The sequence below is a fragment of the Aquimarina discodermiae genome (assembly GCF_040786235.1).
In the GTDB taxonomy this organism is placed as follows: domain Bacteria; phylum Bacteroidota; class Bacteroidia; order Flavobacteriales; family Flavobacteriaceae; genus Aquimarina.
On the sequence record NZ_JBFMKP010000015.1, the window covers coordinates 49960 to 65544 of the forward strand.

Annotated in this window: 15 protein-coding genes; 8 read left to right on the forward strand and 7 right to left on the reverse strand. The window is 31.4% G+C overall.

Annotated features, from left to right (window positions below):
- Positions 1–18: 18 nt before the first annotated feature.
- From ABW636_RS11105 to ABW636_RS11120, 4 genes are all read right to left on the reverse strand, one after another.
- The gene (locus ABW636_RS11105) at positions 19–1134 is read right to left on the reverse strand and encodes a C1 family peptidase (RefSeq protein ID WP_367590063.1); all 1116 of its coding nucleotides are present in this window, start codon (positions 1132–1134) and stop codon (positions 19–21) included.
- A gap of 117 nt (positions 1135–1251) precedes the next feature.
- Positions 1252–3804, reverse strand: coding sequence for a TonB-dependent receptor plug domain-containing protein (locus ABW636_RS11110; protein WP_367590064.1), 2553 nt, complete (start codon positions 3802–3804; stop codon positions 1252–1254).
- Positions 3801–4721 (reverse strand): FecR family protein, encoded by a 921-nt coding sequence (locus tag ABW636_RS11115; protein ID WP_367590065.1) that lies wholly within the window; start codon positions 4719–4721, stop codon positions 3801–3803. Before ABW636_RS11115 ends, ABW636_RS11110 begins: the two co-directional genes overlap by 4 nt.
- 198 nt (positions 4722–4919) lie before the next feature.
- Positions 4920–5441, reverse strand: a complete 522-nt coding sequence (locus tag ABW636_RS11120) for an RNA polymerase sigma factor (RefSeq protein ID WP_367590066.1) — start codon at positions 5439–5441, stop codon at positions 4920–4922.
- 903 nt (positions 5442–6344) lie between these two features.
- Here ABW636_RS11120 and ABW636_RS11125 point away from each other — a divergent pair.
- On the forward strand, positions 6345–7790 hold the full coding sequence (locus ABW636_RS11125) for a hypothetical protein (RefSeq protein WP_367590067.1): 1446 nt from the start codon (positions 6345–6347) through the stop codon (positions 7788–7790).
- A 17-nt stretch (positions 7791–7807) separates the two neighbouring features.
- Here the strand turns inward: ABW636_RS11125 and ABW636_RS11130 are convergent, their stop codons facing one another.
- Genes ABW636_RS11130 through recF form a run of 3 tightly spaced genes read right to left on the reverse strand, consistent with a single transcriptional unit; the run spans position 7808 to position 9616 of the window.
- Entirely contained in the window at positions 7808–8104 is a 297-nt protein-coding gene (locus ABW636_RS11130) for a DciA family protein (protein WP_367590068.1), read from the reverse strand.
- Positions 8104–8532, reverse strand: coding sequence for a lipocalin family protein (locus ABW636_RS11135; RefSeq protein WP_367590069.1), 429 nt, complete (start codon positions 8530–8532; stop codon positions 8104–8106). Before ABW636_RS11135 ends, ABW636_RS11130 begins: the two co-directional genes overlap by 1 nt.
- Positions 8533–8536: 4 nt before the next feature.
- The gene (recF, locus tag ABW636_RS11140; protein WP_367590070.1) at positions 8537–9616 is read right to left on the reverse strand and encodes a DNA replication/repair protein RecF; all 1080 of its coding nucleotides are present in this window, start codon (positions 9614–9616) and stop codon (positions 8537–8539) included.
- A gap of 137 nt (positions 9617–9753) precedes the next feature.
- On the opposite strand from recF, the gene ABW636_RS11145 reads away from it, so the two are divergent.
- The 7 genes from ABW636_RS11145 to ABW636_RS11175 all read left to right on the forward strand — a co-directional run bounded on the left by ABW636_RS11145 (position 9754) and on the right by ABW636_RS11175 (position 15581).
- Positions 9754–10527 carry a tetratricopeptide repeat protein gene (locus ABW636_RS11145; protein WP_367590071.1) on the forward strand — a complete coding sequence of 258 codons (774 nt, stop codon included), beginning with the start codon at positions 9754–9756 and terminating at the stop codon, positions 10525–10527.
- A 78-nt stretch (positions 10528–10605) separates the two neighbouring features.
- Positions 10606–11103 carry a 6,7-dimethyl-8-ribityllumazine synthase gene (ribH, locus tag ABW636_RS11150; RefSeq protein ID WP_367590072.1) on the forward strand — a complete coding sequence of 166 codons (498 nt, stop codon included), beginning with the start codon at positions 10606–10608 and terminating at the stop codon, positions 11101–11103.
- An 18-nt stretch (positions 11104–11121) separates the two neighbouring features.
- Positions 11122–11577: a DinB family protein gene (locus ABW636_RS11155; protein WP_367590073.1), complete on the forward strand. Its 456-nt coding sequence runs from the start codon at positions 11122–11124 to the stop codon at positions 11575–11577.
- Positions 11578–11779: 202 nt separating this feature from the next.
- A complete protein-coding gene (locus tag ABW636_RS11160; RefSeq protein WP_445012686.1) occupies positions 11780–12076 on the forward strand; it encodes a hypothetical protein in 297 nt (98 codons plus the stop codon).
- Positions 12077–13951 (forward strand): DNA mismatch repair endonuclease MutL, encoded by a 1875-nt coding sequence (gene mutL, locus ABW636_RS11165; RefSeq protein WP_367590075.1) that lies wholly within the window; start codon positions 12077–12079, stop codon positions 13949–13951.
- Between the two features lie 3 nt (positions 13952–13954).
- Positions 13955–14707 carry a rhomboid family intramembrane serine protease gene (locus tag ABW636_RS11170; protein WP_367590076.1) on the forward strand — a complete coding sequence of 251 codons (753 nt, stop codon included), beginning with the start codon at positions 13955–13957 and terminating at the stop codon, positions 14705–14707.
- A gap of 1 nt (position 14708) precedes the next feature.
- The gene (locus ABW636_RS11175) at positions 14709–15581 is read left to right on the forward strand and encodes a rhomboid family intramembrane serine protease (protein ID WP_367590077.1); all 873 of its coding nucleotides are present in this window, start codon (positions 14709–14711) and stop codon (positions 15579–15581) included.
- Positions 15582–15585: the final 4 nt, after the last annotated feature.

Genomic DNA, 15585 nt, shown 5'->3' on the forward strand with positions numbered 1-15585 from the left:
ACGTTTTGCTTATTGAAACTATAATTCAAGTTTTTGCTTAATATCACTGGTGATTCCATCTTTATGAAGCATTATAGCAATTGTTTTCATTCTAAAATAAGCTTCAGACATATAAATGTATCCGTTATAATCTCCCTCTGTTCCCCAAGAATTTTTTACTTTGTAATATGCCTTTCCTCTTTTGTCAGTGGCTTTACCTACAATATGCATAAGGTGATCGTCAGTAGTGTTGTAACGTTCAAATTCTATTTGTCTTGATTTAGGAGTTACTTTTTTTTCTGTAACATATTTTTTGAATACTTTTTCTGGAGTTTCTTCATCTGTTAGTACAGCGATTCCAACCTCTTTGTTAAATCCAGTTTCTCCAACATCTCCATCCCATGATACTGTAAATCCATTTTTTAAGGCAGTATCTACAATTCTTTGTAACTCATCTAATTCTACATTGTAATACTTTCCGTTGGAGAAATTATCTGGGATTTCCAAAATAAAAGTACTATTTACTGGGTGGTGTGTAAACGAAGTAATGCTAATATAGTTTTCTGTAACAATCCCAAGTTCTTTAGCATACTCATGAGGTGTATAGGTTTTATTATTGTATGTAAAGCTTTCGGGTCTTTTACCTATGTAAACATCTAAAACGGCATTATAGCTTTTCCACCAATTTTTTGAAAGCATTTTGCCAGTAACGGCAGCATCAACCATAGCTTTTAATAAAGGAACCATTTGTTCATGATCGTACGTTGTTTCACCACTAATAGAAAATCCATTATATACTTCATGGGGTATTACTCCATATTTATCAATAGATTTTAAAACATCATGAGCTAACGCACCCTGACCAAATTGATCTTTACCTTTTCTTAAGATATAATTTTGAGCTTTGTCAAGATAAATATTTCGTACTTGAAATAATTCAGATAGATTATGATTACCATGTCCTAAGCGCATGATTTCTGATTCAATAAATGAAGTTGTTGAAAAGCTCCAACATGTACCGGTTTTTCCTTGACTTAATACTGGAGTGCATTGGTGTGAAACCTTATCTGTAATTGTGTAATCTGGATGTATGTCTTGACCACAAGCAAACGTGATCCATATGAACATGCATTTTATTAAAACTATTTTTTTCATCTGTACTGAAATTATTAAAGGGGGTAAGTTACGAGAAATCAAGTAATGATTAAAAGTTATGGGGAAATTTTAAGGAGTTTTTGGCAATATAGATTGATTAGTGGTTGTAGTAATATGTTACCAAAACACTCTGAAACTAATGTTTGGCGTTATACCCAGAGAGTATATTTTGGTGTTAATCAATCTTTTCATAAGAGAATTTGTGGTTCTAAATTCTTTGTTTAGTATGTTTTTTTTATCATAGACATTAAGCAAAGAAAGACCAATACGATACTTGGTTGTTGAGTCTGAGTTAAGTTTAAAATTATAAATAGTTGAAAAATCTAACCTATGATATTTAGGCAAATTATTACTGTTTATATTATCATATTCCAACATAATGATATTATCGCTGTCATCTATTCCCGAAATATTGGTGAAAGCTTTACCGCTATGCCACATCCATCCTAATGAAAAATGAAAATTATTAATTTTATAAAAGTGAGACCATTTTATTGTGTGCTCTATGTTCCAGTTGCCAGGAAAAGGGCGATTGTTGTTAATTCCATCAAATAAGTTTCTAGTATTAATATATGAATAGCTTACCCAGGTTTTATAGTTTTTGAAATTCTTTTTTATAAAAAGGTCAACACCAAGGATTCTAGTTTTTCCAGTATGATATGTGTCGTCTGTAGGGTTTAAAAAACCAGCTGTACGAGACGTAATATTATCAATTTGCTTATAATAGGTGTCTATATCAAAATACCACTTGTTAGCTTTAAAAATAGTGCCAAATGTATATTGGTAACTGTTAATAATTGGAAATTGATTATCATTTGCCAAAGTCCAAATATGATTTTCTAATGATAATTCACTTATTACTGACTCTCTAATTTGACTAGTAGCCTGACTTCTATACTCGATACTAGAATTTATCTTCCAGTTTTTGGTAATGTTTTTTTCTGCAAAAATCCGAGGTTCTATATAGGTTTCTTTTAGTTCTGAGTAATAATTTAAACGCAATCCGGTAGAAAGGTGATAGCTACCCGGTTTTTGTAAAATGTATTCAGTATATGCAGAATGTGTATTTAATGAACGATTGTCTTCATCCAGGGTAAGCTCATAGTTGGTGGTGGTGGTATTAAATTTGTATTTGATACGATTTTTTGAAAATTGATACCCCATAGTGATCTTCTGATGATTTGATATTTTGTAGTCTATATCATACGCTCCGCCAAAATCCCGAACCCTATTTTTTTTTGTTTCAATTTCTACAATTTCATCTAGATTTCTGGTAATAAACTGATAATTTAAATTGTACTTGGTATAATATGCACTAATTTTTTGCGATAAGTTTTGGGTGTAGTTATGATTCCAATTAAAATTATACCCTTCGTTTTTGGTAATGAGATTATCATTAAAAGACTCTATGTTTTGATCAGTTTTAAAATTTAGATCATTCCTATTATAGATAGTGTTTACTTCTATGGTGTTATTTTTTGAAGGTTTTAAAATTAAATTGGCGTTATAATCTGTATAGAAGAAATTATTGCTTTTATCATCAAAAGAAGCAGTTTCTGTAATTTTAGTGTTTTGAAAAACGCGATCAGAAAATTGTTTATATGTAAAAGTTTCTAAAACGTCTGTATAGGATCTTCTTCCTGATATTTGTAAAGATGCTTTGTTGTTGATAATAGGGATGTGTGCAACCGCATCTGCATGGATCATATTAAAACCTGAGCCTCCTGTAAATTTATTGGTAATTTGATTTTCTGATTTAATGTCAATTACCCCCGAAACTCTATCTCCGTACTTTGCGCTAACGCCTTTTTTGAAAAAATCAACGTCTTTTGCTACATATGGATTAAAAGCAGAAATCATTCCAAATAGATGGCCTTGTTGGTAGGTTTTAATGCCGTTCCATAATACTAAGTTTTGATTGGGAGATCCTCCTCGCACAAATAGACCAGATGCTGTTTCAAATGGGTTATTTACTCCAGGGGTAAGTTGTAAGGTATGTAAAATATCTGGTTCGGTTTGTCCGGGTAAAGCCTCTACTTTGTCTAAATCAATGTGAATAGCGTTTCCGTTTTGTGTAATTCCTTTTGCTAGATGTTCTTGTATGTGAACTACTTCCAAAACTTCTTCGGGGACATTGGTAAGAAAAATAAGTGGACACTCTTCTTTGAATAAAATTTTGGTGTTTAGTTTTTTTTGAACAAAGCCAGGGGCATTAATTATAATTTCAGAATCATACAAAGTTTGTTTAATTTTAAAAAAACCAACGTTGTTAACATGTACTACAGAGCTATCTGCTACAAACAATAAACTACTGTTTTTGATAGGTTTTTTTTCTTTGTTTACCAAATATCCACATATTTCAATACGATCTTTTCTATTAAAAGAGCGTATGGTAATATAATTGGCTCCGGTAATTTTAAAATTTAGCTGTGTTTGCTTTTGTAGTTTTTTTATTATTTTTTTTGGAGAAAGCCCCGGAGTAAGAGTAATGGATACTTTTTTGTTATCTATTAAAGAGTTTATATATGAGAATTTAAGCTTGTATTTATTCTCTATTAAAGAGATAACTTTTGATAAAGGTTTGTTGCGAATATCAATAGCCTTAGCTTCTTCCTGAGAAGAAACGCATACACTCCAAAAAAAGATACATACACAAATAAGTCTTGTCATTCTTCTATTCTAATACCATTCACGGTTTTGCCATCTTTCGATATGCTAAAATCCATGTCTAAAGTACTAAAAACTGTTCTTAATGCAACTTCTTTATTGTTATTTGGGAAATTTCCTGTAAATATAGTTTCAAGATCTATATTCGAAGTTTTAATTTTTATGTGGTATTGTTCTTCAAGTTCTTTGAAAACATATTTGATAGGTACGCTTCTAAAAGAGCTTGTATTTGAAGTCCAGGACGGCTTTTTTGAGGTAAAAGACCAGTTTTCATCGGAATCATTTTTGATACTACGATACCCTTTTCCAGGAGTTAATATTTTTTTTATAGAATTAGATTGTACACTCACTTTTCCTTCAAAACAAGCTACTTCAAAAAAGGAACCTTGTGATTGTACATTAAATTGAGTGCCTAATACAGAAATGTTACCGTTATTTGTAACGACGGTAAATTTTTCTCCTTTTTTAACTTTAAAAAAGGCCTCTCCGGTAAGGGATACTTCTCTTTTATCATTCCATGATTTTTTATCAAAAGATGCAATAGATTTTGCATTTAAAATCATTTCAGAACCATCTGGAAGAGCAACACTAATTTGTTCTCCATAACCAGTGGTATAAGTTTCTTCTGAGCTGTACAAAAATATACTAAAAATAATTACAATAGATGCTGCAACAGCCATGTATGGCCACAACTTTTTGATAAGAGTGTTTTTGTTTTTTGTTTGGGTAGCAGATTTAGATTTGATAAAAGACAATTCTTTTTCTATGTCATAATCTCTTATATCCAAAGAATTAATACCGGCATTTATTTTTACATAATGATTGTAATCCGGATGAGATTTAAAATCACGTAACTCATCTTCAGAGAGCTCTCCATTAATCCATCTGGCTAAAAATATGTCATCTTTTTTATCTAACATAACTGTGCTGTATATATCAAAAACGCTTAACTAATTATTTACCCTACCCTTTAGTATTATAATTTTTTATGTAACTATTATAATTCTTTATTAAATAGAGTAGGGGTACGCTGTTTAGTTTTTTTTTATGTTTTAATTTTATTTTTAAAATAAAGTATTGAACTACTTTTTTTATAATTTCATCAGTCTTTTGAATATTTAGACGTTTCCAACTCTTTGTCGTAAAACGACCAAAGCTTTATGCATAAGTTTTTCTATTGTTTTTACAGAAACTCCAGAAATTTCAGCAATTTCTTTATACGTTTTTTTGTCAATACGATTTAGTAAAAATACTTCTCTTTGTCTATCTGTTAATTCTGCAAGAGCATTTTTTAATTGCTCTAGATACTCTTTTTCCAAAATGATAAACTCTGGTGATTCATGATTAACGTCTGTTTTACGTTGAGTTATATAGTTTTTGTGCTTAAATTTTACTTTTTCGTGACGGGTATTACTAATACTTAAATTGTTAGCTATCGTGTAAATATAGCTTTTAGCTTTATCTAATGATACTTTGGCGCAGTTATTCCATAATTTGATAAATGCTTCCTGTACCACATCTTCTGCCTGGTCAAGGTCGCCAAATTTATAGTAAATGTAATTTCTTAAAAGTTTAGAATGATTTTTGAAAAAATGATCAAAAGCCTGCTCGTCACATATAGAATTATTATTGTCGGACATTTGTGTAATAATATAATGCCAAAACTAGATTTTTTTTTTGAAGCTATCAAAAATAAAGAATAAAAAAGGTAGGGTAAAATAAGAATAAAACGCTTTATATATAAGTGGTTAGATAATGCCACTACCATATAGATGCCGTAGTGAAGTGAATAATTGTGATTTTGGCAAAATTTGTTTTATGAAATTGGTTTTATGATAATTAACCTTTTGATATTTAACTTTTTAAAAGAAAATAATCATAAGAATATATAAATAGAAAAATTTTATTGAGTAACAGTTTTGCTATTAGATGAAAATAATTGGTTAGTTAGTTTAGATTAATTTGGTTGATTTCCCAAGGGTGCAGAGATGCTCTTGGGAAATTTTTTGTAAATCAAAAATGATCGATTTAAATTTCAAAAATAGTTGACTATGAAGTTTGTTTTAATCTATTGTTGTACCAATCTATAGTATAGTTAGTATCTTATAACACTTGTTAGATAAGAGGATAAGTCTTCCTTTTTTTATTTGCTTTGAAAATTTTTGTTATTTAATCAATTAATAAAGTATAAGGTAAAAAGATTTAAATAGATTCATATGGATTGTTTAACAAGAAGTTAATTTGGGTTTTTGTAAGGATAGTAAAATATATCGACTAAGTAGGGTAGCCTTTGTTTTATATAGTAGTATCCTGTATTATGTTTTTATAGAGTTATAGGCTTATTAAGGAGTGTTAAAAAAAAGATATAGTTTTTATTTATTTTATAAATAGTACCTTTAGTCCAAAGTAGAGCGTGTTATTTTGATTATTTTAATGCTTCCAAAAGGGGGAAGTAGACTTACTAATTGCAGTAGATAATCTATAAGGTAGGGTAGATTAATTTAAAGACGTTTTAGATATACGAAAAGATTATATTGAAAAAATTGGATACATATACTAAAGTTTTTCTCGGGATATTTATTGTTTTCCTAAGTTCTTGTGTAAAGGATGATGATACTACTTTTTTAGAAAGTGATGTTACAGGAAATGATATTGTTTCGTCATTAGCTATGATTAGTACACTTAATTATTTTAAAATAAACAGTCTGACTAATACAGAAACAGATTGTTGTTTTTCATTTGTGTATCCATTGACTCTGAAGTATAACACAGGGGTTAAAATGAAGGTGTATAACTATGATGGGTTAATAGAAACGGTTAACAATCAAAGTGCCGATTTTAATTTAATGGGGATAGAATTTCCTGTAAAAATAATACCTCAGGGGTCTAATATTGCATTTCTTATCAATGATGAGGTAGAATTAATAAACTTACTTAATTCGTGTAATATATCCACATTAAGAAATGATTTTGACATGTATGTCGAGACGTGTTTTAAAGTTGAGTTTCCAATTGTGGTTTATGATAAAAATGAGAAAGAAGTAAATATTTCTAATCAAGAAGGTTTGGATACTTTTCTTGATGATCAAGGGGTGAATTATCAACCAGACTTTAAATTTCCGATAAATTTATTGGTTACTCCTGATTATAAATTGAATAAGATTTCTTCTTATTACGATTTTTATGAAATTATAAATGATTGTAGACTTAAGTGTCCCGGAGTTGATTTTGATATTGTGACGGGAACATATAATTTATTTGGACTCATACCATATTATGATTATGAAGATGATTATAAAATATCCTTAATTGTCGATGGAGATATTGTTGATAATGATGATTTTTTATTGTATTTTACCCCAGGAGTTTACGAAGTGTGTATCGAAATTACTACTCCAGATTGCCCTACCGGGATGATAATGTGTAAAGAGCTGATAGCAGACACTATTTGTCCAGATGGTTTTAACGTTAGTTACGAGCCATTAGGGTTAAATATATATGAATTTATTCCGCCACCACTGCCACCGCCACCGGTTGATCCAGAAGTTTATTCTTCTGAGATTTTATTTTTTGTAAATGATGAGATAATCGTAGATCAGGTTGTTGATCAAGGTCCATTTAGTAGGTATTTTGCACCAGGAACTTATGATGTGTGTTTTCAGATTATTACTTCAAATTGCCCGGATGGAGTAAGGTCATGTGAACAATTAGTAGTAACTCCTATATGTCCTACGATAAGCTTTACATATTTAAACTCTGATCCTTATGGAGGAGGAGCGCATTTATTTACGCCTACCGTTGCTGGACAGGTAGAAGGCTCAGAATTGATTGAATGGTCTTTAGACGGCTCTTTTGTGCGCAATGGAGGTCAGTCCGATAGTTTAGATTTTGTGTTAAACGTAGGTGCTAATAATACGGTTTGTGCAAAAATAGTAACACAGTGGTGCCCCGATGGAGTAGAATATTGTACCAATATTTATGTCCCCTAATTCTGGAATAGAATTAATTATCTTAAAACAATCTTTTTAATTAATGTTTTTCCGATTTCTTCATTAAGATTATCTATAATTTTTTGCTTACCATAACTTAACTCTTCTCTAAGAACAGATGAGGTAAGCTCGACATAAAGTGTATCTCGGTTAAATTTTATAGTATTCGTATATTTTACAATGGCAGGTCCCATTACAGACTCCCATACCTGCTGAGCAGCTACTTTATCAAGGCCTTTTTGAAGATTATTGTCTGAAACAAAATCTTTTAACACTTCTTCCAGGCTTTGATGTTCTTGATGACGTTTTGCCATTATAATTTAATCTTTTGATGTCGTCTGTAAAAATAAACATTTCCTGCTTCATTTTTAATAACCATTTTGTTTTCTTTAAGAGTGATAATCGTCTCTTTCCAAGATGTTAACGAGGTTTTGTAGTGTAATTGTATGTTTTCTTTAGCAAGATTGACCGAAAATTGTTCTCCTTTACCAGAGATTACATATTTTTCATTAAACCTGGGCTGTATTTTTTTTCGAATACCCGTAGTGTCTTTAATTTCAAAAAAGTCAATAATTGAATTAAAACCATATTCTTTAACATTTCCATCAGATAAGATTACTTTTTCTATTTCCCAATATCCGTTTATATGTTTGATTTGAAGTTGAGGATTGACTTTGTTACAAGAAATTATAGTTAAAAGAAATAAAATTATAGACGAATATACTTTGAGAGCTTTGCACATATTTTTATAATTTGATGACATTGTAGGATTGCGATATTTTTTTAACAACAGTTTCAGTTCTATCGGCATGCGTATCACTAATAAATAATTGACCAAAACTTTCATCATCTACTAATTTGATAATATGTTCGACTCTTTTTTCATCAAGTTTGTCAAAAATATCATCAAGTAAAAGTATGGGGTTTACTTTACATTGTTTCTTTATAAAATCAAATTGTGCAAGTTTTAATGCAATCAAAAACGATTTTTGTTGTCCCTGACTACCAAATTTCTTGATTGGATATTCTTCAATTTTAAACAACAAATCGTCTTTGTGAACTCCAACACTCGTATATTGTAGTATTTTGTCTTTGGCTATATTTTCTTTTAGAAGGGATAATAAATCTATATCAGCCAGTTTACTTTGATAAGATAAACTTACCTTTTCTAGTCCAGAACTTATTGCTTGATACCTATTTATAAATATGGGGATAAATGTTTCTAGAAAAGTTACTCTTTTTTTGTAAATAATAGTTCCGTATTCATGCAATTGCTGATCATAAATACCCAAGGTGTCTGCATCAAAAGTAGCATTGGCAGAGAAGTATTTTAATAAAGCATTTCGTTGAGATACAATTTTAGAGTACTTGATTAGAATGTTAAGGTATTTCTGATCACTTTGTGAAATAACACCATCTATAAACTTGCGACGGGTACTACTACCTTCTGTAATTAGATCTCTATCGGCGGGAGAGATAATAACCAGTGGCAAAAAACCTATATGTTCACTAAAAGTATCATATATTTTTCCGTTACGTTTTATAACCTTTTTATGACCTTTTTTTGCGCTAATAATGATTTTTTCATCTCTGTCTTCTTTTACGTAGTGTCCATCAATAACAAAAAAATCTGCATTATGCTTAATGTTTTGACTGGTAATAGGGTTAAAATAGCTTTTCCCAAAGGATAGATGATATATAGCATCCAAAATATTGGTTTTTCCTACCCCGTTATTACCCACAAAGCAGTTGATTTTATCATCAAATTTGAAATCAACAGATTCAAAATTTTTGTAATTAAGTAAAGAAAGAGATTTTAAGATCATAAAATTCTGACTGTATAAGGAATCTTAATTGTAAAGGAATTCTTAATTAATTTGCGCAAATTATTGAAAAATTATAAATAGTTGTGCTTTTAATTATGAATAAAAATTTTATTTTTGCCGTTCATTAAAGAAAACTTATGGCAACTTACAAGAAACGAGGATACAAACCAAAGAATAAAGCTGAAGAAGTTGTAGAGGTAGAAGATAACTCTACAACAGCAGAAGTGTTTAATACCTTAGACGAAGGTGCTTCTAAGACCGAGGAATGGGTTGCAGCAAATCAAAAATATATATTAGGGGGTGTAGGATTAATAGCTATTGTTATTTTGGGATATCTTGGATTTCAAAAATTCATCCAAGAACCAAAAGAACAAGAAGCTTCTAATGAGATGTTTCAGGCACAGCAGTATTTTGACAATGCTGTGAATGGTAATTCTACAGTTCGCGACTCTTTATATACGTTAGCACTTAACGGAGGTGAAGGTAAATACGGGTTTTTAGAAATTATAGAAAATTACGGCGGAACCAACGCAGCTAACTTAGCAAACTATTACGCAGGATTCTCTTATTTAAATACGCAGCAATACGAGAAAGCAATTGATTATCTGGATAATTTTAAAAGCGATGATCAAATGTTAGGTCCTCTAGCTTTAGGAGGTATTGGTGATGCATTTTCACAATTAAACCAGGTAGAAGAAGCTTTGGGCTATTATGAGAAAGCAGCAAATACTAAAATAAATGATTTTACAACACCAAAATTTTTGTTGAAAGCAGCGATTACAGCAATAAACCTTAACAAACCAGAAATAGCAACTCCTTACTTAAAAAGAATTAAGGAAGAGTTTCCTAGAAGTGTAGAAGCAAATCAAGTAGATGTGCATCTAGGAAAAACGCAGGCAATGCTAGAATAGTTTGTGGTATGTTGTAATTAGGTGTTAATGGTTGTCAAGAAGATGCCTGACAATAAATCATAAAAACTTAAAGCTTACATGGCTACAGAAAATAAAAATTTATCGGTATACGATAAAACAACAATCCCAAATGCGAAAGATTTTCGGTTTGGGATTGTTGTTTCAGAATGGAATGAAAATATTACTCAAGGTTTATTTCAAGGAGCTTTTGATGCGTTCATAGATTGTGGAGTGCTTAAAGAAAACATTGTGAGATGGAATGTTCCTGGTAGTTTTGAACTCATTTATGGATGTAAAAAAATGCAACAATCTTATGATATGTTGGATGCAGTTATTGCTATAGGTTCTGTTATACAGGGAGAAACCAAGCATTTTGATTTTGTGTGTGAAGGAGTAGCTCAAGGGATTAAAGATTTGAATATATCAAATGATATTCCGGTAATCTTTTGTGTGCTTACCGATAATAATATGCAACAATCGATAGATCGTTCTGGAGGTAAACACGGTAATAAAGGAACAGAAGCTGCTATTGCGGCGATCAAAATGGCACAATTGCGTAAAGACGCAAAGTTTTAATTGTAATATAATAGCCTTATGAAAGAAGAAATTAAAGTTGTAACTGCAAAATTTTCTGAATTATTAAAAGAGGCTACTAAATATATAGCTAATACTTCAGAAGGTGACCTAAAAAACAAAATTTCAGAAGGTTCATGGTCTAAACTTGAAATATTAGGGCATTTAATTGATTCTGGAACTCATAATTTACAACGGTTTTTAGAAGTTCAATTTGCTGATGAGACCTATAAAGTTCGACCATATAATCAAGATGAGCTCGTAAAAGCAAATGGGTATAATAATGCAGACCCTATGGAGTTACTTAGTTTTTGGTTGTCTATTAATGAAAGAATACTTCAGGTAATTGGTAGGATCAACGAAAAAGTCTTTGATTATCAAATTCAATTACCTAATAATGATATTTCTGATTTTAAATTTTTGTATACCGATTATGTAGTTCACTTAGAACATCATATAAATCAGATAAAAAAATAAGGTTTTTACTGTTTTTTAAAGTCCTTCTATATATAAAACTATGTTGTTTGTAATAGTTTTCTAGCGCAATTTTATAACACTTTATTGTTTTAAGAGGTATGGTATAATACTTGTAATAACAATGTTGTTGTTATTGTAATGCTAAAAGCTTTAGATTGCAATGCATTTTTGAGTATATTTGGATAATATAAAGATAGAGTAGATTTTGAAATTAAGTATCCCAAAGAGAAGGAAAAACAGAAGATTTAACTATACTCCCAGATATTATAAAGGGAAGAGTGAAGGTAATATTTATGATTTTGAGAATAAAATTACCAAATTTCGGGATGCTACTAATGATATTGATTTTGGTTCTCACTGGGCAGAGGCTCGTGAGTCTAGTAGACACAGAGGCAATCGAGAGATCAATAAGCGAGTGATTTATATTGCTATGATCTTGATCTTGATCTTTTTATATATAATAGACTTTGATTTATCCATATTTACTTCACGACGATAAATGTCAGATATCATTCAATTATTGCCAGATCATGTAGCCAATCAAATTGCTGCGGGAGAAGTGGTTCAAAGACCAGCTTCTGTAGTAAAAGAATTGCTAGAAAATGCAATCGATGCAAAGGCAACTTATATAAAGTTAATTATAAAAGAAGCAGGAAAAACACTTATTCAGGTCATCGATGATGGAGTAGGGATGAGTGTTACTGATGCCAGATTAAGTTTTGAAAGACATGCAACATCCAAAATAAAAACGGCAGAAGACCTTTTTGAGTTAAATACAAAAGGTTTTAGAGGAGAAGCTTTGGCTTCTATTGCGGCAATTGCACATGTAGAATTAAAAACGAAACAGGAGCCTGATGAAGTGGGTACTTCAATAAAAATAGAAGGCAGTGAGGTATCTGCACAAGAAGTGTGCGTAACTCCTAAAGGAACTTCTATCAGTGTCAAAAACTTGTTTTATAATATTCCTGCAAGGCGAAATTTTTTAAAATCCAATTCGGTAGAGCTAAGACATATTATTGATGAGTTTCATCGTATTGTAATGGCACACCCTATGATACGATTTGATATGTATCATAATGATAGTGAGGTTTTTAATTTACCTAAAGTAAACCATCGACAGCGTATTGTAAATGTTTTTGGAGGAAAAACCAACGAAAAACTGGTGCCGATCAAAGAAGAAACAGATTTGGTGACTATTAGTGGGTATGTTGGTAAACCAGAATATGCAAAACGAACGCGAGGAGAACAGTTCTTTTTTGTAAATGATAGATATATAAAAAGCCCTTATCTAAATCATGCGGTAAATGCTGCATTCGAAGGATTGCTGAAGGATAAAACACATCCCAGTTATTTTATCTATCTAGAGGTAGATCCAAAATCGATTGATATTAATATTCATCCAACAAAAACTGAAATAAAATTTGAAGATGAACATGCTTTATATGCCATGCTCCGTTCTTCGATAAAACATAGTTTGGGGCAATTTAATGTGGCACCTGTGTTGGATTTTAATAGAGATGCCTCGATGGATACTCCTTACGAATATAAGAGTAAAACTGCTCAAACCCCCACTATAGAGGTGGATCGTAGTTTTAACCCTTTTAAGGAAGAAAAACCTGCGGGTGAGAAATCATCAAAAAATACAGCATATACATCCTTTAAAAAAGAACCAACTGCAAGTTGGGAAAACTTATATGTTGGGCTTGAGTCAGAAACAAAAACACCAGAACCCGAAGAAAGTAATTTTTCTTCAGTAGAATTCGAGAGTACAGAAGTTACAAGCTCATTGTTTGAAGATGATGATACCCAAATTGCTCATCATACTACGTATCAGCTTAAGAAAAAATATATTGTCACCACCATTAAAAGTGGAATGGTGATTATCAATCAACATAGAGCGCATCAGCGAATTTTATATGAGGAACTATTGCGCAGTATCACAATGGCAAGTGCAGTTAGTCAGCAATTGTTGTTTCCGATTACGATCTCTCTTTCTAAAAGAGAAATAACCTTGTTAGCAACCGTCAAAGAACAATTAGAGAACACCGGTTTTGTTTTTGATAAGTTTTCTGATGAATCCATAGAAATAACAGCAATACCCTCTGCTACATCAGAGCAAGATGTGTCTATGATAGTTGAAAAATTATTAGGAGATTTGGAGAGTGAAGTGCCAGAAAGTGGTTTTTCGCAAACAGATGTATTGGCAAAATCGATTGCCAAAAGTATAGCAGTACGCAGTGGGGTGGCGTTACCTGTAGAACAACAACAATATATTGCTAATAGTTTATTTGCTTGTACAGAGCCTACTATTACACCAGATAACAAATCGACGTTTATAACATTAACGGTAGACGAAATAGATAAGAAATTTTAATAAATGGGGAGAATTACAGAAACGGTAAAAGCATTATTAATCATTAATGTCATTTTTTTTATAGGGGCTCAAACACTTGGAAATAATGCATTCGAGTGGTTTGCACTTTGGTTTCCTAAAAATGACAATTTTCAAGTATGGCAGATCGTGACACACATGTTTATGCATGGTAGTACAAGTCATATTTTCTTTAATATGTTTGCTTTGTATATGTTTGGTAGTCACCTCGAGAATTCTATTGGACAGAAAAAATTTCTTTTTATCTATTTCTTTTCAGGATTGGGAGCAGTCGGTTTTCAGATATTATTTACTTATTTTCAATTTAACCCGGGCTATCAGGCGTATTTAGAGTCTGGTTTTTCTCCTGCAGAAATAGAAAATTTTATACAAAAAGCAATTGCCTCTGGGCAATATCAAGTATATCCAAATATTCCTAAAGATGTAACTCAGAAAATGATTGGAGCGTTTGTTACCCCTATGGTAGGAGCTTCGGGTGCAATTTTTGGTGTATTGGCAGCGTTTGCTGTGTTGTACCCTAATTTACCTTTATATCTTATGTTTATTCCTGTACCCATAAAAGCAAAATATTTGATAGGAGGATATTTCTTGTTAGATTTATACAGTGGTATTACAGGACAAGCAATTTTAGGACCATCGAATGTGGCTCATTGGGCACATATTGGTGGAGCTGTGATTGGTTTTATCACTATGTGGTACTGGAAAAAAAATTCGTTTAATCAGCATCGTTGGTATTGATATGACAACTAATAACCTTTTATACCAGTTTAAAACTTCTTCTATTATAATAAAGCTGATTGTAATTAATACAGCTTTGTTTTTGATTGCTTCATTAGGAGCATGGATTTTTAAGATAAATCCTGGTGACTTGATGGAGTGGTTTGTGTTGCCTGTGGATCCAGGTTCATTGATTCTAAAACCTTGGAGTATTCTTACCTATAGCTTTCTACATTTTGGTTTTTGGCATATTTTCTGGAACATGCTCGTTTTGTATTGGTTTGGTCAATATGTTATTAATTTGTTTACAGAAAAGCGTTTTCTTACCATTTACCTTTTAGGTGCAATATGCGGAGGATTATTATTTGTGTTGGCATATAATCTGTTTCCTGTTTTAAATAATAAGTTAGCTTATTTGATTGGCGCATCGGCATCGGTAAGAGCAATAATGATTTTTATAGCTGCTTATACGCCTAACACAGAAGTGAGGATTTTCTTTTTTAATGTTAAGTTATGGCAAATAGGGTTGTTTGTTGTATTGTCTGATTTAATTCAAATTCCTTCCTCTGGTAATGCAGGTGGACTCATAGCTCATTTAGGAGGAGCTGCTTTTGGATATGCATATGCCATGCAACTTAAAAAAGGGAATGATATCGGAGAATGGTTTGAGAAAATAGTGGATGGAGTGGTAAATTTGTTTAAGCCAAAAAAGAAAAGCCCATTACGTACGGTTCATAAATCCAAAACCTATAAAACAAGCCCTAAAACAACAACTTCTAATAAAACCCCTAATCAAAAGCAAATTGATGCTATTCTAGATAAAATTAGTAAGAGTGGGTATGATAGTTTAACCAAAGAAGAAAAAGACTTTTTGTTTAAAGCAGGGAAAGAGTAATGTA